The 24673-nt window shown below is 74.4% G+C and carries 24 protein-coding genes; 12 read left to right on the top strand and 12 right to left on the bottom strand.

Annotation, left to right across the window (positions count from 1 at the left end; translation table 11 throughout):
* Positions 1 to 5 precede the first annotated feature (5 nt).
* Complete coding sequence (locus tag BJP25_RS14715) at positions 6 to 449, bottom strand: STAS domain-containing protein (RefSeq protein ID WP_075975495.1); 444 nt, start codon at positions 447 to 449, stop codon at positions 6 to 8.
* 238 nt (positions 450 to 687) lie between these two features.
* On the opposite strand from BJP25_RS14715, the gene BJP25_RS14710 reads away from it, so the two are divergent.
* The gene (locus tag BJP25_RS14710; RefSeq protein ID WP_233158085.1) at positions 688 to 1218 is read left to right on the top strand and encodes an Lrp/AsnC family transcriptional regulator; all 531 of its coding nucleotides are present in this window, start codon (positions 688 to 690) and stop codon (positions 1216 to 1218) included.
* 18 nt (positions 1219 to 1236) lie between these two features.
* Here the strand turns inward: BJP25_RS14710 and BJP25_RS14705 are convergent, their stop codons facing one another.
* Complete coding sequence (locus tag BJP25_RS14705) at positions 1237 to 2382, bottom strand: PP2C family protein-serine/threonine phosphatase (RefSeq protein ID WP_075975494.1); 1146 nt, start codon at positions 2380 to 2382, stop codon at positions 1237 to 1239.
* Positions 2383 to 2805: 423 nt separating this feature from the next.
* On the opposite strand from BJP25_RS14705, the gene BJP25_RS14700 reads away from it, so the two are divergent.
* Positions 2806 to 3726, top strand: coding sequence for a ParB/RepB/Spo0J family partition protein (locus tag BJP25_RS14700; protein WP_075975493.1), 921 nt, complete (start codon positions 2806 to 2808; stop codon positions 3724 to 3726).
* A gap of 364 nt (positions 3727 to 4090) precedes the next feature.
* On the opposite strand, the gene rpsR is transcribed toward BJP25_RS14700, so the two are convergent.
* The 4 genes from rpsR to BJP25_RS14680 form a co-directional block, all read right to left on the bottom strand.
* Positions 4091 to 4330 (bottom strand): 30S ribosomal protein S18, encoded by a 240-nt coding sequence (gene rpsR / locus BJP25_RS14695; RefSeq protein ID WP_075975492.1) that lies wholly within the window; start codon positions 4328 to 4330, stop codon positions 4091 to 4093.
* On the bottom strand, positions 4327 to 4632 hold the full coding sequence (gene rpsN, locus BJP25_RS14690) for a 30S ribosomal protein S14 (RefSeq protein ID WP_075975491.1): 306 nt from the start codon (positions 4630 to 4632) through the stop codon (positions 4327 to 4329). Before rpsN ends, rpsR begins: the two co-directional genes overlap by 4 nt.
* Positions 4633 to 4736: 104 nt before the next feature.
* Positions 4737 to 5978, bottom strand: a complete 1242-nt coding sequence (locus tag BJP25_RS14685) for a lipase/acyltransferase domain-containing protein (RefSeq protein WP_075975490.1) — start codon at positions 5976 to 5978, stop codon at positions 4737 to 4739.
* 114 nt (positions 5979 to 6092) lie between these two features.
* Positions 6093 to 6971, bottom strand: a complete 879-nt coding sequence (locus BJP25_RS14680) for a LysR family transcriptional regulator (protein ID WP_075975489.1) — start codon at positions 6969 to 6971, stop codon at positions 6093 to 6095.
* Positions 6972 to 7039: 68 nt separating this feature from the next.
* Here BJP25_RS14680 and BJP25_RS14675 point away from each other — a divergent pair, with 68 nt between their 5' ends.
* From BJP25_RS14675 to BJP25_RS14655, 5 genes are all read left to right on the top strand, one after another.
* Positions 7040 to 7987 (top strand): EamA family transporter, encoded by a 948-nt coding sequence (locus BJP25_RS14675; RefSeq protein WP_233158083.1) that lies wholly within the window; start codon positions 7040 to 7042, stop codon positions 7985 to 7987.
* Positions 7984 to 8538 carry a cysteine hydrolase family protein gene (locus BJP25_RS14670; RefSeq protein ID WP_075975488.1) on the top strand — a complete coding sequence of 185 codons (555 nt, stop codon included), beginning with the start codon at positions 7984 to 7986 and terminating at the stop codon, positions 8536 to 8538. Before BJP25_RS14675 ends, BJP25_RS14670 begins: the two co-directional genes overlap by 4 nt.
* A gap of 151 nt (positions 8539 to 8689) precedes the next feature.
* Positions 8690 to 9844, top strand: coding sequence for an LLM class flavin-dependent oxidoreductase (locus BJP25_RS14665; protein ID WP_075975487.1), 1155 nt, complete (start codon positions 8690 to 8692; stop codon positions 9842 to 9844).
* The gene (locus BJP25_RS14660) at positions 9844 to 10461 is read left to right on the top strand and encodes an FMN reductase (protein WP_075975486.1); all 618 of its coding nucleotides are present in this window, start codon (positions 9844 to 9846) and stop codon (positions 10459 to 10461) included. The genes BJP25_RS14665 and BJP25_RS14660 overlap by 1 nt, the downstream gene beginning before the upstream one ends.
* A complete protein-coding gene (locus BJP25_RS14655; RefSeq protein WP_075975485.1) occupies positions 10458 to 10958 on the top strand; it encodes a MarR family winged helix-turn-helix transcriptional regulator in 501 nt (166 codons plus the stop codon). Before BJP25_RS14660 ends, BJP25_RS14655 begins: the two co-directional genes overlap by 4 nt.
* Here BJP25_RS14655 and BJP25_RS14650 read toward each other — a convergent pair.
* From BJP25_RS14650 to BJP25_RS14625, 6 genes are all read right to left on the bottom strand, one after another.
* Positions 10876 to 12102, bottom strand: a complete 1227-nt coding sequence (locus BJP25_RS14650; protein ID WP_075975484.1) for an MFS transporter — start codon at positions 12100 to 12102, stop codon at positions 10876 to 10878. The two genes, BJP25_RS14655 and BJP25_RS14650, sit on opposite strands and share 83 nt — an antisense overlap.
* Positions 12103 to 12218: 116 nt before the next feature.
* Complete coding sequence (locus tag BJP25_RS14645) at positions 12219 to 12659, bottom strand: SRPBCC family protein (protein WP_075975483.1); 441 nt, start codon at positions 12657 to 12659, stop codon at positions 12219 to 12221.
* A gap of 306 nt (positions 12660 to 12965) precedes the next feature.
* Entirely contained in the window at positions 12966 to 14171 is a 1206-nt protein-coding gene (locus BJP25_RS14640; RefSeq protein ID WP_075975482.1) for a cytochrome P450, read from the bottom strand.
* Positions 14172 to 14274: 103 nt separating this feature from the next.
* The gene (locus BJP25_RS14635) at positions 14275 to 15639 is read right to left on the bottom strand and encodes an FAD-binding oxidoreductase (RefSeq protein WP_084794016.1); all 1365 of its coding nucleotides are present in this window, start codon (positions 15637 to 15639) and stop codon (positions 14275 to 14277) included.
* A gap of 85 nt (positions 15640 to 15724) precedes the next feature.
* Entirely contained in the window at positions 15725 to 17356 is a 1632-nt protein-coding gene (locus tag BJP25_RS14630) for a GMC oxidoreductase (RefSeq protein ID WP_075975481.1), read from the bottom strand.
* Positions 17357 to 17456: 100 nt separating this feature from the next.
* A complete protein-coding gene (locus BJP25_RS14625; protein ID WP_075975480.1) occupies positions 17457 to 18302 on the bottom strand; it encodes a helix-turn-helix transcriptional regulator in 846 nt (281 codons plus the stop codon).
* A gap of 100 nt (positions 18303 to 18402) precedes the next feature.
* Here BJP25_RS14625 and BJP25_RS14620 point away from each other — a divergent pair, with 100 nt between their 5' ends.
* The 5 genes from BJP25_RS14620 (at position 18403) to BJP25_RS14600 (ending at position 24323) form a co-directional block, all read left to right on the top strand.
* Positions 18403 to 19134: an SDR family NAD(P)-dependent oxidoreductase gene (locus BJP25_RS14620; protein ID WP_075975479.1), complete on the top strand. Its 732-nt coding sequence runs from the start codon at positions 18403 to 18405 to the stop codon at positions 19132 to 19134.
* Positions 19131 to 20132, top strand: coding sequence for a zinc-dependent alcohol dehydrogenase family protein (locus BJP25_RS14615; RefSeq protein WP_075975478.1), 1002 nt, complete (start codon positions 19131 to 19133; stop codon positions 20130 to 20132). Before BJP25_RS14620 ends, BJP25_RS14615 begins: the two co-directional genes overlap by 4 nt.
* A 308-nt stretch (positions 20133 to 20440) precedes the next feature.
* On the top strand, positions 20441 to 21553 hold the full coding sequence (locus tag BJP25_RS14610; protein ID WP_075975477.1) for a radical SAM protein: 1113 nt from the start codon (positions 20441 to 20443) through the stop codon (positions 21551 to 21553).
* A gap of 131 nt (positions 21554 to 21684) precedes the next feature.
* A complete protein-coding gene (locus BJP25_RS14605) occupies positions 21685 to 22992 on the top strand; it encodes a M16 family metallopeptidase (protein ID WP_075975476.1) in 1308 nt (435 codons plus the stop codon).
* A complete protein-coding gene (locus tag BJP25_RS14600; protein ID WP_075975475.1) occupies positions 22989 to 24323 on the top strand; it encodes a M16 family metallopeptidase in 1335 nt (444 codons plus the stop codon). The genes BJP25_RS14605 and BJP25_RS14600 overlap by 4 nt, the downstream gene beginning before the upstream one ends.
* The last annotated feature ends 350 nt before the right edge of the window (positions 24324 to 24673 follow it).

Raw genomic sequence — 24673 nt, 5'->3', positions numbered from 1 at the left:
GCCGCCTACTCCGGGTCGGGCGCGCCGAGCCCGTCGCCCGCGCGCCGCAGGCCCGGCGAGGCCGCGAGCACCGCCTCGGCGGCGGTGGCGTGCACGCCCGCGAACACCCGCAGCAGGCCGACCGTCTCGAACAGCGAGCGCACCAGCCGCTGGTCCGGGGTGACCACCAGGTGCAGGCCGCCGGGCAGCACCTCGGCGCGCCGGTGCAGGCGCAGCAGCTGGTTGATGCCGGTCGAGTCCAGGAACCCGACGCCGGACAGGTCCGCGACCACGGCCGCCGCCCGGCCGGGGTCGCCGCCGTACTCCTCGACCAGGTCGACGGTGGCGCCGACGAGCGCGTCGAGGCCCTCGGCGTCCTCGAACTCGATGTCGCCGACCAGCGCGAGCCGGATCAGCGCGGTCGTGGGCTCGAAGTAGGGCACGGGCCCGGGGACGGGGATGTCGAACACCAGCTGGCGGCCCTTCCGGTCGACGGCACGTCCGGGGACTGTACGGCACCCGGTCGCCGCCGCGCCCCGCGCCGCCGCGGCCCGCCCCGCCCCACCCGCGGCAGGCCAACTGGGGTTATAAGCGGTTTATGGCGCGGCGCCGTGAACACCCGTGAAACCCGGTCGTGGCAGGCGAAGCCGCGCGGGGCGGTCGGTTATGTTTGCCGCCTCGCAAACGAAGTGGAGGGGCGACCCAGCAGTGGCGACCGACGAGAACGCGACCTTGGACCACATCGACGTGGCGATCCTGCGGGAGCTCCAACGCGACGCCCGGGTCCTCAACAAGGACCTGGCGGCCAAGGTCGGGGTGGCGCAGTCGACCGCCCTGGAGCGCGTGCGCTCGCTGCGCAGGCGCGGGGTGGTGACCGGCGTGCACGCCGACGTCGACCTCGCCGCACTGGGCCGGTCGCTGCAGGTGCTGGTGTCCATCCGGCTGCGCGGCGGTGGGGTGCGCGACAAGCTGGCCTTCGCCGAGCAGTTGGCCGCCCAGCCCGAGGTCGTGCGGGTGCTGCACCTGTCCGGCCCGGACGACGTGCTGGCGCACGTGGCCGTGCCCGGCGCCGAGCACCTGCGCGCCTTCCTCGCCGACCGGGTCTCGACCCGGCCCGAGGTGCTGTCGCTGCGCACCACGCTGCTGTTCGCGGAGCTGGCCCGCAAGGAGCAGGTCCCGCTGGGCCGCCGCGCCCAGGACCCGGTCCAGGAGCCCGCCCAGGACCCCGCCCAGCGGTGACCGCGCCACCGGCCGGGGTCAGCGGTGCCGGTAGACCACCAGCGCGGTGTCGTCGGCGGGCAGCGCGGGCGGGATGAGCTCCAGCAGCCGGTCGGCCACCTCCTCCGGCGCCAGCCCGGCCAGCGCCGCCAGCCCCCGCCCCACCTGGGCGATCCCGTCGTCGATCGGGTGGTCGCGGCGCTCGACGAGCCCGTCGGTGTAGAGCAGCAGGGTCTCGCCCGGCCGCAGCCTCGCGGTGCCCTCCCCGCGCGCCACCCCCGGCACGCACGCCAGCGGCGGCCCCTGCGGGCCGTCCAGCAGCCGGTACCCCTCCCCGGCCCCGGCCACCACGACCGGCAGGTGCCCCGCGGAGGCGTGCACCAGCTCCCCGGTCGGGGTGTGCACCACCGCGCAGACGATCGTCGTCATGTGCGCCCCGTCGACCAGCTCGGCGAAGCGGTCGAGGGCGGCCAGGACGTGCGCGGGGCCCCGGTCCTCCAGCACCAGGGCGCGGGCCGCGCTGCGCAGCTGGCCCATCACCGTCGCCGCCCGCAGCCCCTTGCCGGTGACGTCGCCCACCACCAGCGCGCACCGCTCGCCCGGCAGCCCGACCACGTCGTGGAAGTCCCCGCAGACCAGCAGCGGGTGCCCGCCCGGCGCGCTGTCCACCGCGGGCCGGTACCGGGCCGCGACGCCGTCGGGCAGCGCGGTGGTGGGGCTGAGGATGGCGTGCTGCAGGGCCGAGGCGATCTCGTTCACCTCGCGCTCGCGGGTGCTGCGCAGCGCCCGCGACAGCACCTCGTCGGTGACGTCGCGGAACACCACCGCCAGCACCGGCCGCCCGGGCGGGCCCGCGGTGAACGCGGTCAGCTCTTGCACGCGCCCCCGCGAGGTGAGCGCCTTGGTGAACCGCAGCCGCCCGTGCCGCAGCCACACCTCGTCGTAGACCGCGCACCACTCGTCGGCCTCGTCCTCCGGGACCACCTCGCGCAGGGTCCGGCCGACGGCCCCGGCGACCCCGGAGTGGTCGGCGGCCGCGCCGTTGGCCCACAGGTACCGGTAATCGGCGCGGTCACCCGGCAGAGCGCTGGTGCGCTCGATCAGGCACACGCCTTCCGGCAACCCCAGCAGCACCGATTCGCACACCGAGGCCCACGCCTCCAGCGCATCGTCGGAAACGACCACTCCACGCCCTCCGCGACCGCGCGGCGGAATCGCCGCGCGCGCCCGAGGTTCGCACACCCGGTCCGCGACCGCACTCCGCCGCGCGGCCGGGCAACAATCGTGCCCGGGCGGGCAGCAGGCCCCCGACCTGCGCATATCTCACAAAAAGTGGTCGGCGGTTTCGGCTGGTGCGCGGTTCTCCCGAATCCACTGCGGTTGCCGCCGCCTTTCGCCAGTGGCGTCACCGGATTGTGGAGGAATGATCCCCTGGATGCGTTTGTCGGTGTTTTCACACCACCGCCGACGCGCTTTGGCCTCACGGCCGCTAATGCGACCCGGTGATAATGTCGCGGTCGGACGCCGACCACGCCACCCGGTCCGGCGACTGCCCGGCGCCGCTGTCCCCGGATGCCGCCCGTCCCGTGGAACGACAGGAAACCCCGCATGGCGCCAGGCGACCCGACGCCTCCCGCCCCACCCGACCTGCGCGGCGCCACCCCGGCGCGGCTGGCCGCGCTCGGGCTCGACGAGGGCCCCGGCCTGGAGCTGGCCGACGGCAGCCGGATGGTGTTCGTCCGCCTCGACGCCCTGACCCCCAACCCGGGCAACGCCGTGCTGCGCGACGAGGACATCGCCACCGACCCCGACACCCACGACCTCGCCCGCTCCCTGCAGCGCTTCGGCCAGATCGAGACCGGCACCATCGTCTCCGCCGAGGCCTACCTCTCGGCGTTCCCGGACAAGCGCGCCCAGGTGCGCACGCCGTGGGTGCTGATGTGCGGCAACCGCAGGCGCGTCGCCGCGGGCCTGCTCGGCTGGAGCGGCCTGCGCTGCCTGGTCCGCCCCGCCGCCGACGTCGACCACGAACTGCTCGTCGGCATCCCCATCCAGGAGAACCTGCACCGCAAGGGCATCAACCCGATGAACATGGCCCGCTGGTTGCACGACGAGCTGCACCGGCTGGGCACCCAGGAGGCCGTCGCGGTCGCCGTGGGCCGCACCCAGCCCTGGGTCGCCCAGATGCTCCAGCTCCTGCGGCTGATCCCCGAGCTCCAGGCGGCGGTCAAGCGCGAGGAGTTGACCGCCAAGGCCGCCCGCAGGCTCGCCCGCCTCCCCGAGGACGCCCAGCGCGACATCTGGAACCGCGCGGAGCCGCTGTCGGCCCAGCAGCGCGCCGCGTTCCTGCGCACCCCGCCCGCCCGGGGCGCGCGGCCCGAGCCCGGGACGGGCCAGCAGGCGACGTGGGTGTTCCGGGTCAAGCGCTCGCCGGACGCGCTCGCGATGACCCTGGTGGACTCGCTGTCGCTGGAGGAGATCCACCAGTTGATCGTCGCGCTGCGCAGGCAGGCGAGTGACCGGCAGTAGGTCGTGCGGTGTGCGCGGGTGGGAGTCCTGCTGGCGTGGGCTCTGCTGCGCAGAGCTTGAAAGAAGCGGGATTTTGTTGGCTTGCCCGGGTGGGTGGTTCTGCTTGACAGGGGCCCCTGCGGCGATCATGTGCTCGGGGTGGGAAAAGGTGAGGCCTTCGGCCCCACCCCCCGCCGTGGGTAGCACATGATCGCCTTCCCCTGTCAAGCAGAACCACCCGCCCGGGCGTTTGCGTAGCCGGGCTGCCGGTTTCGTTGTGCTTCGGTCCTTTGAGGAGCGAGTTGGGTGGGGGGTTTGGGTGCTCGGGGACGGGGACGGGGACGGGGTTGGGGGTGGGGTTGGGGGTGGGGTCGAGGTGTGGGGGCTAGCGGGGCTTGCCGGGGGTGGGGTGGGGGAGGAGGGCCATCTCGCGGGCGTTCTTGATGGCTTGGGCCACCTGCTTCTGCTGCTGGGGTGTCAGGCCGGTGATGCGCCTGGCCCGGATCTTGCCCCGGTCGGAGAGGAACTTGCGGAGGAGCGTGGGGTCTTTCCAGTCGGCGCGGGTGAGGCCTTCGCGGAGGAGCAGGTTCTGCTTGCGCTTGTGGGGGAGGGGCACGGGGGTCACCAGCTCGACTTGGTGACGCCGGGGAGTTCGCCCCGGTGGGCCATCTCGCGGAGGCGGATGCGGGAGAGGCCGAAGGCTCGGAAGTGGCCTCGGGGGCGGCCGTCGACGGAGTCGCGGTTGCGCAGGCGGGTGGGGCTGGCGTCGCGGGGTTGCTTGCGGAGTTCGGTGGCCGCGGCGGTGCGCTGGTCGGGGGTGGAGGTTGGGGAGCTGATGATGGCCTTGAGCTGCGCGCGGCGTTCGGCGTAGCGGGCGACGACGGCCCGGCGCTGGTCGTTCTTGGCGATCTTGGACTTCTTGGCCACCGGGGCAGCTCCACTCAGTCGACAACGGTTTTCATCTGGCACCCTACGCGAGTGGGGGGCTTGATGAAAACCGTTGTCGACTGGTGGTGTCGGTCACCCCGGGGTCAGCAGCGGGTGGGGCGGGTGCGCAGGGTGGTCACGAGGCGGTCCAGCAGGGGGGCGTGGCTGGGGAGGGAGAAGTGGTCGACGCCGGGGTTGTCGGTGAGGCTGAAGGTGTGGCAGCGCATGGCGGACCAGACCGCGACGGCGTCGTTGGTGATGTCCTCCTGGTTGCCGTCGCCGTCGCGGGTGAGGAACTGGGCGGGGGTGATGAGCTGGCCGACGCGCAGGTCCGGCAGGCGGGCACCGACGAGGGTGTCGACGCCGGAGCCCTTCTCGGCGTGCACGTCGACCTGGGGGTAGGCCCGCGGGGAGGTGAACTCGACGAAGCCGACGTAGTACCGGGCGATCTGCTCGGCGTCCCGCAGGCCGGCGTCGGAGAGCAGCCGGGGGAAGTCCTTCGGGGTGTAGGAGCGGCCGGTGGACTGGTCCACCACGACCACCTCGCGGTCGCCGAAGACGCGGGGGTCGGACGCGCTCATGTACGTCGACGGCAGGCTCAGGTACATCCGGGCGCTGCTGCGGGCGTTCTCCAGGGTCTTGGGGTAGCCGAAGTCCTGGATGTTCAGGCCGGTGAACAGGGTCGGGTACAACAGGCCCTGCCCGGGGAAGTTGCCCGCGATGGGGGTGAAGCCGCGGACGTACTTGTCCTTCCACGCCTGGGTGGTGTGCGTGAGCAGGTACTGGATGTAGAGCGGCCCGTTCGAGTGGCCCACCAGCTCCACCGGGCGGCCGCCGTTGGCGCGGTAGGTGTCCTCGACGAGCCGGGTGGTGCGGGGCAGGAAGCCGCCCAGGTCGGGGGTCAGTCGGGCGTCGTACCCGGCGACGCGGATGTCCTTGTCGCGGACGTAGCCCTCGGCCTCCAACCGCTGGTAGAGCGCCGAGTACGCCGGGGCGCTGCTGGTCTTGCCGTAGTCCTTCAGCCGCACCTCCACGCCCGGCTGCTCGCTGAAGCGGGTGGCCATCGGGCCCGTGGGCCGGTAGCGCAGGGTCAGCAGCTGGTCCCGGCACACCTGCGACCACGCCCCGGCGGGCTGGTCGTTCTGGTACCAGTCCTCGAACCGCCCCGAGCGCGGGCACTGCGGGGCCGTGCGCTGGTCGTGGACGAGCACTTCCAGCTTGTTCAGGTGGAACGCCGGGAACAGCACGACGGGCGCGCGCTGCCCCGCCGTCGCCGCCGTCGCCGTCCCGGTCAGACCCGCAGCGGCCACCAGTGCGACCAGGGCGATCCGCGCCCACTTCGTCATCCGCACGTCGACACCTCCTCGATCCCGCCCGGAGCGTAGCCGGCGGTGGGCGGGATGGCGACGGATCCCAGAAGGCGCCACGGCGGTGCGCCCCGGGGTCGACGTGAGGCTGCCTCAGCTGTGGGGGCGCGCGGAGGTCGGCTCGCGGTAGAGCTCGACCAGCAGGGCGGCCACCGCGTGCAGGGCCGCGTTCGCGTCGCCGGGGCGCCAGATCAGGTGCACGGGCACCGGCGGGGCGCCGCGCAGCGGGCGGTAGGTGATGCCGTCGCGCCGGTACTGGGCGGCGGTGGCGCGCGGGGTGACCCCGACGCAGCGGCCGGTGGCGATGGCGGCCAGCCAGTCGTCGACGTCGGCGGTGTCCTCGGTGGCCGGGCGCCGGTCGGCCTGCCACAGCCGCAGCGTGGTGGTGCCGGTCCGCCGGTCGACCGCGACCGTGCGCCCGGCGACCTCGGCTAGGCCCACCGAGCGCCTGCGCGCCCACGGGTCGTCGGTCGCCACGGCCAGCACCCGGTCCTCGTACCCGACCAGGGCGTGCGCCCACCGGTCCCGGTCGACCTCCGCGCGCACCACGGCCAGGTCGCAGCGCCCCTCGGCCAGGCCCGCGGTGGGGGAGTTGTGCCGCACGAGGTCCAGTTCCACCTCGGGGTGCGCGGCCCGCCAGCGGCGCAGGAACTCGGCGGTGCGCGCCCCGAAGGCCGACCAGGCGTGCCCGACGCGCAGCCGCGCCTGCCCGCCCGCGGCCTCGGCCACCAGTTCGTCGACCCCGCGCAGCAGCACCCTGGCGCGGGCGAGCACCCGCACCCCCGCCGCCGTCGGGTGCACGACCCGGCTCGTCCGGTGCAGCAGCCGCACGCCGAGCGCGCGCTCCAGCGCCTGCACCGTGCGCGACGCGGCGGCCTGGGAGACGCCCAGGGCGATCGCGGCGTCGGTGAAGCTGCCCTCGTCCACCACCGCGACCAGGCACCGCAGCTGCCGCAGTTCCACGCCGTCCATGCGCTCAGCGTATCGGTGGCGTGTCGCATGCATTTTGCGCATGGATCGCGCGGGCGCACGGTGTCGGCATGGCTATCGCGGCGCGAGAGCGCGACAGGGAGGCGGGGCGGGGGCGCGCGGACGGGGTGGGCGTGGCGCTCATGCTCGGCAGCGGGCTGTCCAACCAGGTCGGTGCGGCGGCGGGCGCGCTGGCGTTCCCCGTGCTCGGCCCGGTGGGGGTGGTGGCGGTGCGGCAGTGGATCGCGGCGGCGGTGCTGCTCGCGGTGAGCAGGCCCGGTCTGCGCACGCTGACCGCGCCGCAGTGGCGGTTGGTGGTGGGGCTGGCGGTCGCCTCCGGGTCGATGAACCTCACCCTGTACTCGGCGGTGCAGCGCATCGGGCTGGGGCTGGCGGTCACGCTGGAGTTCCTGGGGCCGCTCGCCGTCGCGCTGCTGGGCTCCCGCAGGCGGGTCGACGTGGGGTTCGCGCTGGTCGCGGGGGCGGCCGTGGTGGTGCTGGTGCGGCCGACGCCGACCACGGACTACCTCGGCGTCGCGCTCGGCCTGGCCGCCGCGGCCTGCTGGGCCGCCTACATCCTGCTCAACCGGGCGATCGGCGCGGACATCGCCCGCGCCGAGGCACCGAGGTCGTGGGGGAGGGTCGCGCGCGGCATGAGGTGCAGCGCCGCGGCGACGCTGCTGTCGGCGTCGGTGTACCTGCCGGTCGGGGTGGTCGTGCTCCGGCAGCACCCGCCCACGCCGCAGGCGCTGGTCGGCGCCGTGGTGGCGGGGCTGCTCGCCTCGGCCGTGCCGCTGCTGGCGGACCTGCTGGCCCTGCGGCGGGTGCCCGCGCACTCGTTCGGGGTGTTCATGAGCGTCAACCCGGTGCTGGCGGCGCTGGTGGGCGCGGTGGTGCTCGGGCAGCACCTGGACGGGGTGTCCTGGGCGGCGATCGGGGTCGTCGTGGCCGCGAACGTCGGTGCGGTGTCGTACCGTCCGGGTTCCGGACCAGGACGCACGAGCGGGGACCTGACATGACGACGCTGACCGACCGCAACCGCACCGCGCTGCTCGTGATCGACGTGCAGCGGGGCGTGGTCGACAACGCCCACGAGCGCGACGCGGTGGTGGCCACCATCGGCGGCCTCGTCGACCGGGCCAGGGCGGCGCGGGTGCCCGTGGTGTGGGTGCAGCACGCCGACGAGGGGATGCCCCGCGGCAGCGAGGGCTGGGAGTACGTGCCGGAGCTCGTCCAGCGGGCGGGCGAGCCGGTCGTGCACAAGTCCTACGGCGACTCCTTCGAGGACACCGACCTGGAGGACCGGCTCGCGGAGCTGGGCGTGGGCAAGCTGCTCGTGGTGGGCGCCCAGACCGAGGCCTGCATCCGCTCGACCCTGCACGGGGCCATCACCCGCGGCTACGACGCCACCCTGGTCTCCGACGCGCACACCACCGAGGACCTGACCGAGTACGGCAACATCAGGCCCGAGGACGTCATCACCCACACCAACCTCTACTGGAGCTTCCACTCGGCCCCCGGCCGCCGGGGCGGCACGGTCACCGCCGAGGAGGTCGACTTCGCGGTCTGAGCCGCCACCCGCGCCTGCCCGCCTCCGGCCCCGGGAGATAGTTGTGGTGTGAACCACCTTCGGGAACACCGCGGCGCCGCCGGGGATTGAAGGGGGTGTACATGACACATCATGTACCTGCGGGAGCAGGGCAGAGCACGAGGAGCGGACCATGCAGTTCGGCATCTTCTCGGTCAGCGACATCACGACCGACCCCACCACCGGCCGCGCGCCCAGCGAGGCGGAGCGGATCAAGGCGATCCTGGCCATCGCGCAGAAGGCCGAGGAGGTCGGGCTCGACGTGTTCGCCCTCGGTGAGCACCACAACCCGCCGTTCTTCTCCTCCTCGCCGACGACGACCCTGGCCCACATCGCCGCGCGCACCTCGCGGCTGCGGCTGTCGACGGCCACCACGCTGATCACCACCAACGACCCGGTGAAGATCGCGGAGGACTACGCGATGCTCCAGCACCTGGCCGACGGCCGGGTCGACCTGATGATGGGCCGCGGCAACACCGGCCCGGTCTACCCCTGGTTCGGCCAGGACATCCGCAACGGCATCGAGCTGGCGATCGAGAACTACGCCCTGCTGCGCAGGCTGTGGGACGAGGACGTCGTCGACTGGCAGGGCAAGTTCCGCACGCCCCTGCAGGGCTTCACCTCGACCCCGCGCCCGCTCGACGGCGTGGCGCCGTTCGTCTGGCACGGCTCGATCCGCAGCCCGGAGATCGCCGAGCAGGCCGCCTACTACGGCGACGGCTTCTTCCACAACCACATCTTCTGGCCCAAGGGCCACACGCAGCGCATGGTCGAGTTCTACCGCCGCCGCTTCGAGCACTACGGCCACGGCTCGGCCGACCAGGCGATCGTGGGCCTGGGCGGGCAGGTGTTCATGCGCCGCAACAGCCAGGACGCGGTCACCGAGTTCCGCCCGTACTTCGACAACGCCCCCGTCTACGGCCACGGCCCGTCGCTGGAGGACTTCACCCGGGAGACCCCGCTGACCGTGGGCAGCCCGCAGCAGGTCATCGAGCGCACCCTGGGCTTCCGCGACTACGTCGGTGACTACCAGCGCCAGCTGTTCCTCGTCGACCACGCGGGCCTGCCGCTCAAGACCGTGCTGGAGCAGCTCGACCTGCTGGGCGAGGAGGTCGTGCCGGTGCTGCGCCGCGAGTTCGCCGCGCTCAAGCCCGCGCACGTCCCCGACGCGCCCACCCACGAGTCCCTGGTCGCCGCCCGCGGCGCCCACGACTCCACCGTGCACGCCCCCGCCGACGACGTCACCGGACAGGTCACCGGACAGGTCCACGAGGAGGTCGGAGCCTGATGCGCACCATCGCCGTGGTGAGCGCGGGGCTGTCGGTCCCGTCCTCCACCCGACTGCTGGCCGACCGCCTCGCCACCGCGACCCTCGACGCCCTGCGCCAGCGGGGCGTCGAGGCCCGCGCCGAGACCGTCGACCTGCGCGAGCACGCCCGCGACCTCGCGGACAACCTCGTCACCGGCTTCGCCAACGAGCGCCTGTCCGAGGCCGTCACCACCGTCACCACCGCCGACGCGGTCATCGCCGTCACCCCGATCTTCTCCGCCTCCTACAGCGGCCTGTTCAAGACGTTCTTCGACGTCCTGGAGAAGGACTCGCTGGTGGGCAAGCCGGTGCTGCTGGGGGCGACCGGGGGCACGGCCCGGCACTCGTTGGCGCTGGAGCACGCCGTCCGGCCGCTGTTCGCCTACCTGCGGGCGGTGGCGGTGCCCACGTCGGTGTTCGCCGCGTCCGAGGACTGGGCGGGCGGCGACGCGACCACCCGGTCGCTGCACGACCGGGTGGTGCGGGCGGGCGACGAGCTGGCCGAGCTGGTGGCCGCCCGGCCGCCGGTCGAACCGGTGGACCCGTTCGCCGACCCGGTCACGTCGTTCGCCGCGAAGGTGGGTGGGCGTGGGTGACCCGGTGGCTCAGTGAGCAGGAGCAGCGCACCTGGCGCGGGCTGATGCGGGTGTCCACGCTGCTCGACGCGGGGTTGAACCGGGAGTTGCAGCGCTCGTCCGGGTTGTCGCGGTCGGACTACCAGGTGCTGGTGCAGCTGTCGGAGACCCCGGACGGGCGGGCCAGGGCGTTCGAGGTGGGGGAGGAGTTGCAGTGGGAGCAGAGCCGGGTCTCCCACCACCTCGCCCGCATGCAGCGCCGGGGCCTGGTGGCCCGCGAGGACTGCCCCACCGACCGCCGCGGCGCCTACGTGGTGCTCACCGCCGCGGGCCGGGCCGCCATCGAGAAGGCGGCCCCGGCCCACGTCGAGTCGGTGCGGCGGATGGTCTTCGACGGCCTGACCCCCGAGCAGGTGGCGAACCTGGGCGAGGCGATCACCGCGGTGCTGGCTCAGCTGGACGCGCGGGTGCCGCCCCGGCACGGGCGCGCCACAGCGGCACCGGCGTCGCGAGGATGAGCAACCCGGCCGCGGCGATCGCGGTGCGCGGGCCGAGCAGGCCGCCCAGCAGGCCCCACAGGGCGGTCAGGCCCGCCACCGCGGCTTTGCTCGTCACCGACCAGGCCGCCAGCACCCTGGCGACCACCCCCGGCGGCGACCGCGTCAGCCGGTAGGTGGCCAGCACGGGGTTGAACACCCCGCAGCAGGCCACCAACCCGAACTGCACGGCGATCACCAGCACCAGGCCCGCGGTGCCGGGCCGGACCAACGCCAACCCCAGCGGCCACACCGTGCGCGCTACCCCCGACGCCAGCAGCACGCGCTGCTCACCGAAGCGCCGCACCAACCGCGGGGCGAGCCGCGCGCCGAGCAACCCGCCCACGCACGGGGCGCCGAACGCCAGCCCGTACTGCCACGGCGCGAACCCGAGGTCGCGCAGCATCAGCACGGCTATCAACGGCGTGGTGGCCAACAGCAACCCGTTGAACAGCGTGGTGTTGACGAACAACGCGCGGAGATCGGGGGCGGACAGCACGTGCCGCCAGCCGTCCAGCAGTTCCGCGCGCCCCATCCGCCGCCCCGGGCGTTCCGGCGCGGTTTCGCGGTGGCGCACCGCACCGAGCCCCAGCGCCGACAGCAGGTAGCTCACCGCGTCCACCACGAGCGTCACCACGGGGCCGAACACCCCGATCAGCGCGCCGCCCAGCGGCGGCCCGAGCGCGGTGGCCGTCCAACTCGTCGACTCGAACCGGCCGTTGGCCACCAGCAGGTGCTCCCGGGGCAGCAAGTCCCTGAGGTAGGCGCCGCTGGCCGCCCGGAACGCGATGTCCGCCGCCGCCACGACCACTGACACCACCAGCAGGTGCGGGAAGGTCAACACCCCCAGGGCGAACGCGACCGGGATCGACAGCACGACCGCGCACCGCACCAGGTCCGCGCCCACCATCACCGGCTTCTTGCGGCGGAACTCCACCCACGGCCCCAGCGGCACCGCCAGCAGCGCCCCCACCGCCAACCCGGCCGCGGCGAGCACGGCCACCTCGGCGGGGCCCGCGCCCAGCACCAGCACGGCGATCAGCGGGAAGGCGTCGAACGCCAACCAGGTGCCCGCGGTGCTCACCGCGAACGCCCCCCACAACCACCCGAAGTCCCGACCCAGCATGGGCCCATTGAAGCGGTGGGGGACGACACTTCCGGTGCGCGGGGGCGTTCAGACGCGACGAGGGCCACCCGATCGGGTGGCCCTCGTCGCGGTGGTCGAGTTCGACCGGCTCAGGGTCAGCGAGCCTCGATGACGGTCTTGAACTCGTACGCGGCCCGCTCGACCTTCTTCTGCGGGTCGGCGAACAGCGACGCCACGGCCTCGCCGAGCTTCCCGGCGGGCGGGTCGTAGGTCAGGCTGATCTCGACGCCGGTGCGGCCGTTGCCCTTGTCGTCGAAGCGGACCACGCCCGCGTTCTTGACGTCCGGGTCCGCCGAATCCACCGTCGCCCACGCGATCTTCTGCGGGGCGGCGTCCTCGACGATGTCGGCCTCCCAGGTCAGGCTCGTGCCCGCCGGGCCCGAGACCGTCCACACGGTACGGTGGTCGGCGCCGTCCTTGGGCTCCACGGACTTCACGTCCGACATGATCTGCGGCAGCTTGCGCAGCGAGCGCCACCAGTCGTAGCAGGCCTGGGGCGGAGCGTCGACCTCGATGTAGTGCGCGGCAGCACCCACTGGGCAGTCCTTTCGCGACGATTTCAACGACGAGTGGTGGATACCTCGCCCGCGCGCGCCGCAAACCACCGTGTTCCGCGCCCGGCAACGGGTGGGGCCTCAGGGCACCTGGTTCCAACAGCGTTCACGACCGCCTCGGAAGTCGCCGCCGATCGCGGGTGCTTCGACGTCCTGCTGCGGGTGTCCCGACCGCGTCGAAGGCGTGGACGTGCCATCAACGGTTGTGCGAACGAGGGCCCGCGACCGGGCGGCCCGACCGAATCCGCGCGTGCCGCTGCCGCGGGTTCCGCCGCGCCGCGCGCCGCCTCAGACCGAGTCCCAGGTCACCGGCAGGTGCTCGGGTCCGCGGGTGGCCAGCCCGTGCTTCCACACCACCGAGCCCTCGTCCACCATCCGCAGGTTCGGCAGCCGCCGCAGCAGGGTGTCCAACGCCACCTGGAGCTCCATCCTGGCCAGCGGCGCCCCGAGGCAGTGGTGCGGCCCGTGGCCGAAGGCCAGGTGCGAGGCGGCCTGGTCGCGCATGATGTCCAACCGGTCGGCGTCGGGGTAGACGGACTCGTCGCGGTTGGCGGAGACGGTGGCGGGCAGCACCGGTTCGCCCCGGCGCACCAGGACCCCGCCCAGCTCGACGTCCTCGGTCGCGTAGCGGGGGATGCCGGGACCGTTGCCCAGGGGGACGAACCGCATCAGCTCCTCGACGGCGCGCGGGGCCAGGGACAGGTCGGAGCGCAGCAGCGCGAGCTGGTCGGGGTGGGTGAACAGGGCGTAGAAGAAGTTCGGGATCTGCGACGCGGTGGTCTCGTGGCCCGCCACCAGCAGGGCCTCGGCCAGCGACAGCATCTCGTCCTCGGTGAGGCGGTCCTCCTCGTCGCGGGCCACCACCAGCGCGCTGAGCAGGTCGTCGCGGGCCGCCGAGCGCCGCTGCGCGATGAGGCCCGCCATGTACTCGCGCAGCTTCGCCACGCACTCGACGACCTCCGCCACCGAGTACTTCGTGGTGGACAGGAAGGCGTCCGACCAGTGCCGGAAGTCCACGCGGTCCTCGAACGGCACGCCGAGCAGCTCGCAGATCACGGTGACCGGCAGCGGCAGGGCGAACTCGTCGACCAGGTCGACCGGGGCGCCCTTGGCCAGCATCGCCTCGACCAGGCCGTCGGCGATCTGCTGCGCCCGCGGCCGCAGCTCGTGCACGCGGCGCTGGGTGAACGCCTTGGTGACCAGCCTGCGCAGCCGGGAGTGCTCGGGCGGGTCGAAGCTCAGGATGCTGCCGCTGGGGGCCAGGTGCGGCCGCAGCCGCGGCTCGTCGCGCCCGGCTGCGGCGGCCCGGCTGAACCGCGGGTCGGACAGCACCACCTTCACGTCCTCGTACCGGGTCGCCAGCCAGGCGGGCTCGCCGAAGGGCAGCCGAACCCGGGAGAGCGGTTCGCCCGCCCGCAGCGCTGCGAACAGCGGCTCGGGGTCCAGCCGCTGCGGCTCGCTGAACGGGAAGGACCTGGTCTCGGCAGTGGTCATGGCCTGCTCTCCCTCCGCGCCGGTGGCGGTGCCGGGCGACCGCTCGGCGGGAGCCTATCAACTAAGTCAGACGCTTGACTGAGAATTGTCCACGAACCGGCGGTCAGCGCGGCAGCGGGATCGCCCGGAACACGCCTTCCGGGTCGTAGGCGTCCTTGACCGCCCGCAGCCGCGCTGCGTTGCCCGCGAACGCGTCCGCGACCTGGTCCACCGCGTCGTCGGCCAGCAGGTTCGCGTACCCGCCCGGCACGGCGTGCGGGGCCAGCGCCGCCGAGGACTCCGCCACCCACCGCAGGTGCGGCTCGTCCGGCCCCGACTCCCACCCCGCCACCAGCTCCGCCATGTGGTGCGGGAACCGGGGAGCGAACGCCGTGTCCGCGGCCCCCACCTCCGTCGCCGCGCCGTGGAAGTGGTGCAGGAACACCCCGCTCATCGGCGAGGACAGCGAGTCCCCGACGCCCAGGAGCACCCGCACGACCTCCGGGGTCACCTCGGCCAGGGTGCGGGTGCCGATGGCGTAGCGGCGCCCGTCGACGACCAGGCCGGAGAACAGCCGCAGCAGGTCCGAGTACGCCATCCGCCGCACCTGCGAGAGCGGGGTCCCCAGGGCCGCCAGGGTGGCGATCACCTCCTCGCCCGTCGAGGGGTCGCCGCTCCACGTCGGGGACAGCACGGCGGTCGGGGTGCCGTCGGGCGTCGCCAGCGCGCCCACCTGCACGGTCAGCTCGCGGGGCAGCTCGGGCAGCAGCGCGTGGACGTCGCCGTAGACCCGCTCGGCCTGCGCCCACGGGAACACCAGGAACCCGGCCGTCACCTGGTCGAGCACGTGCAGGCGCACCCGCAGCGAGGTCACCACGCCGAAGTTGCCGCCACCCCCGCGCAGCGCCCAGAACAGGTCCGGCTCGTGGTCGGCGTCCACGCGCGCCACGCGCCCGTCCGCCAGCACCACCTCCGCGCCGACGACGTTGTCGGCGGCGAGCCCGAACCGCCCGCACAACGGCCCGTAGCCGCCGCCGGTCGACAGCCCGACGAGCCCCACCGACCCCACGGTGCCGGTCGCGGCGACGAGCCCGAGCGGCTCCACGGCCCCGATCAGCCCGGTGAGCGTGGTCCCGCCGCCCACGGTCGCCTCCCGCGCGACCGGGTCGACCACCACCGAGCGCAGGCCCGACAGGTCCACCACCAGCGCGTCGTCGCGCACGCCCCGCCCGGCCCAGTCGTGCCCGCCGCCGCGCACGGACAGCTCGACGCCGTGCTCGCGGGCGGTCCGCACGCAGGCGACCACGTCGGCCGTGGAACCGCAGCGCACCACGACCGCGGGCCGATGCCGGGCCGCGCCGTTCCAGACGGCCACCGCCGCGTCGTACACCGGCCCGGCCTCGGCCACCCGCTCCGGGGCCACCCGAGCCCGCAACCGCCGGACGACCGCGGCCTTGTCGTCGACCCCTGCACCGGCGATGGCGGCCATCAGCCCTCCTCCAAGGTGAGGCGGCTGATCCTCGGCGCGCGCGGTCCGCGCCACCAGGGCCGATGGGCCCGGCGGGCGGGCCGTCCTACCCGAAGTCGCGGGCCAGCACGTCCTCGACGTTGCGCTCGGCCAGGGCCGTGATCGTCACGAACGGGTTCACCCCGGTGCTGCCCGGGATGAGCGAGCCGTCGGTGACGTAGAGGCCCGGCACGCCCTTGACCCGGCCGTGGTCGTCGGTGGCGGCGCCGAGGACGCAGCCGCCGAGCGGGTGGTAGGTGAACCGGTTCTCGAAGGCGCGGGTGTCGCCGAACAGGTCGTGCCGGTAGATGGTGCCGTTGGCGTCGTTGACCCGGTCGAACAGCGCCTTGGCCGCGTCGATCGAGGGCTGGCCCTGCGCGGCGGTCCAGTTGAGCACGGCCCGGTCGGTGGCGGCGTCGTAGGTGAAGTGGCCGCGCTCGGGGTTGCGGGTGATGGCCAGGTACAGGCTCGCCCACGTCTCGATCCCCGCGGGCACCGGCGCGATCTCGGCGAACACCGGGTGCACCGGGTCGGCCCAGTTGTCGATGCCGAGGGCGGGCATGCCCGCCTGGAGCGACCCGGTGGTGTCCCACAGGTGGTTCGCCCGGCCCAGCATGACGTTGCCGTTGGTGCCCCAGCCCTGCCCGACGGCCTCGCCCAAGCCGGGCAGGGTGCCGGTCTCGCGCGCCCGCACCAGCAGCTGCGTGGTGCCCACGCTGCCCGCGCCCAGGAACAGCCGGGGCGTCTCGACCGCGAACACCTCCAGCTCGGCGCCCTCCGGGTCGATGCGGCGCACGGTGAGCACGAAGGTGCCGTCGGCGCGCCGCTCGACCTCGCGCACCTCGTGCAGCGGGGCGATGGTCACCTTCCCGGTGCCCACCGCGGCGGCCAGGTAGCTCTTGTCCAGCGAGCGCTTGCCGTGGTTGTTGCCGTAGATGACCTCCGACCCCAGCGCCGAGCGCGGCGCGGTGCCCGCCTCCTCCTGCTGCATGTAGGCGAAGTCGTAGGTGCTCGGCACGAACGCGGTGCCCAGGCCGGCGCGCTGGGCGTGCCTGCGCGACAGCCGGGCGTACTGGTAGGAGTCGCACTCCTCGAACCACGCTTGGTCCACCTCGTTGACGCCCAGCATCGCCCGCGCGCGGGGGAAGTAGGTGCCGTACATGGCGTCGGCGTCGACGTTGGGCAGGATCTCCTCGAAGTAGTCCCGCTTGGGCACCACGGCCATCGCGCCGTTGACCAGCGACCCGCCGCCGACGCCGCGGCCGAGGTAGACCGACATGTCCCCGAAGTGCACCCGGTCGAGCACGCCCGCGTACCGGGGGATGTCGCGGTTGGCCAGGTCCAGCCAGAGGAACGAGGCCAGCGGCGCCTCGGTGCGGTCCTTGAACCAGGTGGAGCGCCGGTCGGGGTTGAGCATCCCGGAGAACACCTTGCCGTCCGGGCCCGGCTGGTTCCACAGCTGGCCCATCTCCAGCACCAGCGTCTCCACCCCCGCCTCGCCCAACCGCAGCGCGGTCACCGCCGAGCCGTAGCCGGAACCGACCACGACGGCGGGCACCCGCCGGGGCGCCCCCTCGGAGCGCTGGGCGCTCGCCGCCCGCACCGACACCGTGGTCATGCCCATGGCCGCGGCGGCGCCGAGGGCCGCCGTGCCGAGGAACCGCCTGCGGGACAGGGATGCGCGCGTTGTGTGGACCATGCCCGCATGATCGTCGAGCCCCGGTCGTCCTGTCATCCGCCGGAGGTCGGGTCTGGTGCATCACCCGGTGTCACCCCTGGCAGCGGCGGTGTGCCCCCGATCACGGCGCGGGCGCGGGCGCCCCCCACGAGGACAGCAGGGGCAGCAGGCGGGCGGTGGGGGAGCCGGGTTCGGTCGTGTAGACCACCAGGCGCTGGTGGGGCGCGGTCGGCAGGGACACGGCCTCGATGTGGAAGCTCAGGGCGCCCGCCAGGGGGTGCGCGATGTGCTTGACCTGGGAGGCGCGGTCGGCCACGCCCTGCTCGTCCCACCACGCCGCCACCTGCGGGTCGGCCGCGCGCAACTCGTCGACCAGGGCGGTGAGCAGCCGGTCGTCGGGGGTGGTGCCCAGTTCCAGGCGCAGCCCGCCCACGGCCGCGGCGGCGAAGTCCGACCAGTTGACGATCCGCTCGCGGGCGCCGGGGTCGGTGAACAGGTAGCGCGGGAAGGACGTGCCCGGGGCCATGTCGTGCCCCAGCACCTCGACGAGCAGGGCGTTGCGCGCCAGCACCTCCCCGCGCCTGCCCAGCAGCAGCGCGGGCAGGTGGTCCAGGCCCGCCAGCACCCGCAGCAACCCCGGTTCCGGGCGCTGCGGGGTGGACCAGGCGCCGGTGCGGGCGCGGGCGGTCGGTGCGGCGAGGTCGCGCAGGTGCCGGTGCTCGACCTCGCTCAGGCGCAGCGCCCTGGCCAGGGCGTTCACCACGTCGTCGGACACCCGGTGCTGGCGGCCCTGTTCCAGGCGGCTGTAGTGGTCGGTGCTCAGCCCCGCGAGCAGCGCGGCCTCCTCCTTGCGCAGCCCCGGCACCCGGCGCGCGCCGGGGAAGGCGGTGATGCCCGCCTCCGCAGGGGTCAGGCGGTCGCGGCAGGCGCGTAGGAAGGCGCCCAGCGCGGCGCGGTCTCGGCTCACCCCTCCACGGTAGGCGGGCGCGGCGCCACCAACCTGGTCACGCCGTGCCCAGGGTCGGCGCGCACTGGTTGCCCGCCCCGCGACCGGGTGGTGTGGGGGCATGACACGACACGCCCTCGTCACCGGGTCCACCTCCGGCATCGGCGCGGCGACCGCCCGGGCGCTGGCCGCCGCGGGACACCGGGTCGTCATCACCGGCCGCGACGCCGCCCGGGGTGCCGCGCTGGCCCGGGAGACCGGTGGCACCTTCCTGCCCGCCGACCTCGCCGCACCCCCCGCCGACCTGCGCGCCTTCGCCCACCGCGCGCTCGACGCGCTGGACGGGCGGGTCGACCTGCTCGTCAACAACGCCGCCACCTGCCCGCCCGTCGCCACGCCCGACCTGTCCGACGAGGCGCTGGCGCAGGTGCTGGCGGTCAACGTCCGCGCCCCGCACGTCCTCGTCGCCGCCCTCGCCCCCGGGATGGTCGAGCGCGGCGGAGGCGTGGTGATCACGATCGGGTCCTGGATGGCCTCGACCGGGGCCCCGTTCGCGGCCCTCTACAGCGCGTCCAAGGCCGCCGAGCAGCAGCTGACGCGCAGCTGGGCGGCCGAGTTCGGCCCACGCGGCGTGCGCGTGGTCGGCGTGGCCCCCGGCGTCACCCGCGACGGGGACGACGACCCGGTGGCGGCCCGCATCACCGCCGCGAGCCCGGCGGGGCGGCCCGTCACCCCCGCCGCCGTGGCCGACGCCGTGCTCTGGCTCGCCTCGCCCGCGGCGGCGTTCGTCCAGGGCACCACCGTCGCCGTCGACGGCGGCATCGGTTCGACCTGGCCGGTGTGGGACCGGTGACGCGGCAGTGGGTGCTCCCCGGTCACGCCCGCACCGCCGACGCCCTGCGGCTGCGGGAGGTCCCGGTGCCCGACCCGGGCCCGGGGCAGGTGCGCGTGCGGGTGCGGGCGGTGTCGCTCAACGGCCGGGACCAGTTGGTGCTGCGCGGGCCGTTCGGCCGCGTCCCCGGCCACGACTTCGTGCCGCTGTCGGACGTGGCCGGGGAGGTCGAGGCCGTGGGCCCCGGCGTCGAGTGGCCCGAGGTCGGTGCGGCGGTGACGAACCTGCACTGGCGCGACCAGCCGGTGCCCTCCCCGCCGCTGGGGCTCGGCGCGCTCACCGACCAGGGCGTGCTCGCCACGCACGTCGTGCTGCCCGCCGACCAGGTGACCCCGGCACCGTCCCACCTGGACTTCGTCGAGGCGGCGACGGTGCCGGTGGCCGGTGTGACTGCGTGGAACGCGCTGTTCGGCGATCACCCCGTGGCGGCCGGGCAGGTCGTCGCCTCGCTGGGGACGGGCGGGGTCGCCGCCTACGCGATGCAGCTCGCCGCCGCCTCGGGGGCGGACTACACCGGTGTCGTGCGCAGGCCCGCGTCCGCGCGCAGGCTGCTGGAAGCCGGTGCCACCGCCGTGGTCGACAGCTCCGCCACCCCGCGGTGGGGTGTCGTGCTGCGGGAGCGGACCGGGGGCGTGCACAAGCTCGTCGACACGGTCGGCTCCACGACGATCGGGGAGTCGCTGGCGGCGTTGGCCCGCGGCGGGGAAGTCGCGCTGGTGGGGCTGTTCAGCCAGGAGCCGCAGCCGCTGGACCCGATGGTGCTGTTCGGCTCCGGCGGCTCGCTGCGCGGGGTCGCGGTGGGCAGCGCCGCCCAGCACCGGGCGCTGGTCGCGTTCCTGGAGCGGCACCGCGTCCACCCCGTCGTCGACAGCGTGCATTCCTTCGACGACGCGCCCGCGGCGTTCGCCCACCACGACCGCCCCGGGGTGTTCGGCAAGGTCGTGATCACCGTGCCGTGACGGCAGGTCACCTTGCTGACACCGGCAGGTCCCCAAGCTGCCGCCACGAGCCCTGGGACGCCGCCCCCGAGCGGGGGAGAGTTGGCGTCGAGACGGCGGAGGGAGGTGGTTCAGGTGCTCGAATCGCGCGGCTTCGGCTACGACGACGACGAGGACGTCCGGTGCATCGGACGGGGTGGGTTCCACAACCTCGGCGACTACGACGGCATCTGAGGCGGGACCGGGACCCGGGGGTCCCCCAGACGTGAGGTGTGGCCCGGCGCGTCCCGCCGGGCCACACCTCTACCCAGACCGGAGGAGGTGGCGGGGTGCGGTTGCTGCGCGGGCGCTCGGGGTGGTGGTACGTCGGTCGGACCGGCACCGCGCTGGTGCCGGACGGGCTGGTGCGCGGCGGCGGGCTCACCGCCGACGGCGCCCGGCTGGTCTCGGCCGCCGGGCTCGACGCCGCGCCCGACCCCGACCACTACAGCCTCACCGTCGTCACCGACACCCGGTGCAACCTCGCCTGCCCCTACTGCTTCCAGAACGAGCCCACCGGCGCCCGCGCCATCGCCGCCGCCCGGCTCACCGACGAGGTCATCGCCTCGATCGTCGGGTTCACCCTGCCGCGCATGGCCGCCGCAGGCGCGACCCGGCTGGAGCTGCTGCTCTTCGGCGGCGAACCGCTGGTGAACGCCCCCGGCTGCCTGGCCGTGCTGCGCGCCTTCGGCGAGCGCGTGCCCACCGCGGGCAGCATGGTCAGCAACGGCGTGCTGCTCACCGCCCGCCGCGCGCAGGCGCTGGCCGCGGCCGGGCTGCGCGAGGTGCAGGTGACCCTCGACGGCCCGCGCGAGCAGCACGACCGGGTGCGCGCCACCCGCGGCGGCCGCTCCACCTTCGACCGCGTCCTGGCCAACACCGCCGCCGCCCAGCGGGCCACCGACCTGCGCTTCACCGTCCGGGTCAACTCCACCCCCGCCAACCTGCCCGCGCTGCCCGACCTGCTCGACCACGTCGCCCGCGTGCTCGACCCCGCGCGCACCCGGCTCGCGCTGGCCCCCGTGCTCGACTACGGCGCGGGCACCGACCCGCTCACCGACCGCGACGCCGAACTGGCGCTGCGCGGGTACGCCGCCGCCGCCGCGCACGGCTTCCGCCTGGTGCGCCCGCGCGACGCCCACTGCGACTTCTGCTCCACCACCCACGGCCGCCGCGGCGCCGTGGTCAACGCCGACGGCACCCTGTTCAGCTGCTGGGACGCCGTCGGCGACCCCGACCTCGCCGTCGGCACCGTCCGCGACGGCTACCACCCCGACCCGGGCGAGCGCTGGCGCCGCTGCGCAGGCGGCGGACCCGCCACCGGCGCGTTCGCCGACGCCGTCGACGCCGGGCTGCTCGACCTGATCCGCGCCGGAGCCCGGGAGGGGGTGACGAGCCGATGACCGAGCCGATCGAGGACGACCTGCCCACCGCGCCGAACTACATCGAGGTGCTGGAGGAGGACGAGGAGACCACCACGCCGGGGCTGTGCGTGCCGTTCCGGTAGACCCCGCGACAAGACAGGAGGCGGCCCATGACCGGGCCCCACCAGAGGCTGGTCAGGACCCGGCTGGCCAACGGCCTGCGGGTGCTGCTGGCACCCGACCGCACGGTGCCGGTCGTCGCCGTCGCCGTGCACTACGACGTCGGCATGCGCTCCGAGCCCGAGGGGCGCACCGGCTTCGCGCACCTGTTCGAGCACCTGATGTTCCAGGGCTCGGAGCGCCTGCCCAAGCTCGACCACTCCCGGTACGTGCAGTCCGCCGGTGGCCTGTTCAACGGCAGCACCCACCTCGACTACACCCAGTACCACGACGTGCTGCCCAGCAACGCCCTGGAGCGGGCGCTGTTCCTCGAAGCCGACCGGATGCGCGCCCCCGACCTCAACGCCGAGAACCTGCGCGTGCAGATCGACGTGGTCAAGGAGGAGATCCGGGTCAACGTCACCAACAAGCCCTACGGGTGCTTCCCCTGGGTGCACCTGCCCGGCGCGCTGTTCCGGACCTTCGCCAACTCCCACGACGGCTACGGCTCCTTCGCCGACCTGGACTCGGCCACCGTCGCCGACGCCCACCAGTTCTTCGACCGCTACTACGCCCCCGCCAACGCGCTGCTCACCGTCGGCGGGGACTTCGAGCCGGACGAGGCGCTGGCGATGGTGCACCGGCACTTCGGGCCCATCGACCACCGGCCCGCCCCGCCGCGGCCCGACTTCGCCGAACCCGCCCCCACCGCGCGGCGCAGGCTCGTCCACCACGACCCGCACGCCCCGCTGCCCGCGGTCGCGGCGGGCTGGCGGGTGCCCGACCCGGTGGGCCGCTGGGCGGACTACCTGCCGCACCTGCTGCTCACCGAGGTCATGTCCGACGGGCCGACCTCGCGCCTGCACCGCAGGCTGGTGCGCACCGACCGCACCGCCATCAGCCAGCGCTGCTACCTGGGCATGCTCGGCGACCCGTTCGACACCGCCGACCCCACCGCCCTGGTGTGCACCGCCCGCCAGGCCCCCGGCGCCGACTGCGAGCAGGTGCTCGACGCGGTGGTCGAGGAGTTCGCCGCGGTCGCCGCGCACGGCCCCGGCGAGCGGGAGCTGGCCAGGGTCGCGGGCAGGCTCACCACCCGGCTGATGGTGGAGACCGACGCGGTGCTCGCCCGCACCCAGGCCCTCGCCTCGCTGGAGCTGCGCCACGGCCGCGCCGAGCTGCTCGACGAGCTGCCCGAGCTGTTCGCCGCGGTGACCCCCGACCAGGTGCGCGCCGCCGCGGCGCGGCTGACCGGGGACCGCTGCGGCATGGTGGAGCTGCGCCCCGGCGCGGCCCGAGCGGAAGGACTGGCCGCATGACCGCGACGCTGAGCCCGGTGCCCGCCCTGGGCCCCTGGCGCGAGATCGCCTCCCTGCCCACCGCCGAGACCAGGCTCGCCAACGGCCTGCGCGTGCTGGCCGTGGCCCGGCCCGGCGCACCGCTGGTGGAGGTGCGGCTGAGCATCCCGTTCGGCTCCACCGACCCGGCCCACCCGGCCCGGTCCTGGCTGCTGTCGGAGACGGTGCTGTCCGGCACCGCCCGCAGCGGCAGGCTGGAGCTGGCCGACCGGCTCGGCGACCTCGGTGCGAGCCTGCGCGCCGAGGTCGACCACGACCAGGTCCTGTTCTGCGGCACCGCGTCGGCCCACGCCCACGACGACCTGCTGGTCGTGCTGCTCGAAGCGCTGCTGGAGGCCGCCTACCCCGACGACGAGGTGGCCGCCGAGCGCACCCGCCTGGCCTCCCGCCTGCAGGCGGCCCGCTCGCAGGCCGCCGTCCGGGCGCGGGAGATCCTGCACCGCCACCTCTACGGCGACCACCCCTACGCGCACAGCATGCCGACCGGCGACGAGGTCGCCGCGGTGACGCCCGAGGACCTGCGGGCCCTGCACGCCTCGCGGATCACCCCGGACGACGCCGTGCTGGTGATGGTCGGCGCGCTCGACCCCGAGGAGGCGCTGGAGAAGGCGTCCCGGCTGTTCGGGGGGTGGCGCGCGGCCGGGGTGCCGCTGGAGGTCGTGCCCGACCTGCCGCCCGAGGCGCCCGCCGGGGCCTCCCGGCTGTTCCACCGGCCCGGGTCAGTGCAGTCCTCGATCCGCATAGGGGGTCCGGCGCTGCGCCGCGACGACCCGCTGTTCCCGGCGTTGCAGCTGGCCAACCTGATCTACGGCGGGTACTTCTCCTCCCGGCTCGTGGCCAACATCCGCGAGGACAAGGGCTACACCTACACCCCGCGCAGCCGCATCGTGCACCACCTGGCCGGGTCGACCCTGTGGATCGAGGCCGACGTGGCCACCGAGGTGACCGCGCCCGCCCTGCTGGAGATGTGGTACGAGCTGGGTCGGCTGTCGACGATGCGGCCCAGCCCGGCCGAGCTCGACGACGTGCGCCAGTACGCGGCGGGGCGGTTGGCGATGTCGGTGGCGACCCGGGCCGGGTTGGCCACGACGTTGGCCACGCTGGTGGGGGTGGGGTTGGACATGGACTGGCTGCGCGCGCACCCGCGGCGGTTGGCCGAGGTCACCGCGTCCGACATCTACCACGTGGGGGTGCACCTGCTGGCGCCGAAGCTGCTGGCGGCGGTGGTGATCGGGGACGCGTCGGAGTGCGAGGAGCCGTTGCAGGCGTTCGGGCCTTGGGTGGTGGAGTAGGGGTGTTGGGGGGGTGAGGACACGGCTCGTCGCTGGTGCGGCGGGTCGTGTTCTCGTTGGCGTGTGGGCGGTGGCTGCTTGCGTGTGGACGGGGGTGCTGGGCTTAGTGGGGGCCTGTCCTCGGGGGCCGCGAGTGTGCAACTCGGTGGAGGCGGAGTCAAGGGCGCCCTGCGGGCGTCGCTTCGCGATGGGCTTCGCCCACCCTGGACACCGCCTCCACCGAGCTACGAGCGGCCGGGACTGGGTCAGGCCGGGGGGTCTGAGCAACGCCGTGACTGATTGTTCGGTTGAGCGGTGTTGGGTGTGCCGGGGGGTTGGTGGGGCTGGGCACCGTGGTTTGCGGGGTGGGG

Source organism: Actinokineospora bangkokensis, from assembly GCF_001940455.1.
GTDB lineage: Bacteria > Actinomycetota > Actinomycetes > Mycobacteriales > Pseudonocardiaceae > Actinokineospora > Actinokineospora bangkokensis.
The sequence above is the reverse complement of the archived record's forward strand: the minus strand, read 5'-3'. Positions and strand labels throughout refer to the sequence as shown.

What these genes read in the sequence shown, in the direction of transcription:
- BJP25_RS14650 (WP_075975484.1), bottom strand. Translation starts at nt 12,102, where the DNA reads ATGCTGGGTCGGGACTTCGGGTGGTTGTGGGGGGCGTTCGCGGTGAGC.
- BJP25_RS14630 (WP_075975481.1), bottom strand. Translation starts at nt 17,356, where the DNA reads ATGGTCCACACAACGCGCGCATCCCTGTCCCGCAGGCGGTTCCTCGGC.
- BJP25_RS14665 (WP_075975487.1), top strand. Translation starts at nt 8,690, where the DNA reads ATGCAGTTCGGCATCTTCTCGGTCAGCGACATCACGACCGACCCCACC.
- BJP25_RS14635 (WP_084794016.1), bottom strand. Translation starts at nt 15,639, where the DNA reads ATGGCCGCCATCGCCGGTGCAGGGGTCGACGACAAGGCCGCGGTCGTC.
- BJP25_RS14685 (WP_075975490.1), bottom strand. Translation starts at nt 5,978, where the DNA reads ATGACGAAGTGGGCGCGGATCGCCCTGGTCGCACTGGTGGCCGCTGCG.
- BJP25_RS14660 (WP_075975486.1), top strand. Translation starts at nt 9,844, where the DNA reads ATGCGCACCATCGCCGTGGTGAGCGCGGGGCTGTCGGTCCCGTCCTCC.
- BJP25_RS14600 (WP_075975475.1), top strand. Translation starts at nt 22,989, where the DNA reads ATGACCGCGACGCTGAGCCCGGTGCCCGCCCTGGGCCCCTGGCGCGAG.
- BJP25_RS14605 (WP_075975476.1), top strand. Translation starts at nt 21,685, where the DNA reads ATGACCGGGCCCCACCAGAGGCTGGTCAGGACCCGGCTGGCCAACGGC.
- BJP25_RS14675 (WP_233158083.1), top strand. Translation starts at nt 7,040, where the DNA reads ATGGCTATCGCGGCGCGAGAGCGCGACAGGGAGGCGGGGCGGGGGCGC.
- BJP25_RS14620 (WP_075975479.1), top strand. Translation starts at nt 18,403, where the DNA reads ATGACACGACACGCCCTCGTCACCGGGTCCACCTCCGGCATCGGCGCG.
- BJP25_RS14700 (WP_075975493.1), top strand. Translation starts at nt 2,806, where the DNA reads ATGGCGCCAGGCGACCCGACGCCTCCCGCCCCACCCGACCTGCGCGGC.
- BJP25_RS14680 (WP_075975489.1), bottom strand. Translation starts at nt 6,971, where the DNA reads ATGGACGGCGTGGAACTGCGGCAGCTGCGGTGCCTGGTCGCGGTGGTG.
- BJP25_RS14640 (WP_075975482.1), bottom strand. Translation starts at nt 14,171, where the DNA reads ATGACCACTGCCGAGACCAGGTCCTTCCCGTTCAGCGAGCCGCAGCGG.
- BJP25_RS14670 (WP_075975488.1), top strand. Translation starts at nt 7,984, where the DNA reads ATGACGACGCTGACCGACCGCAACCGCACCGCGCTGCTCGTGATCGAC.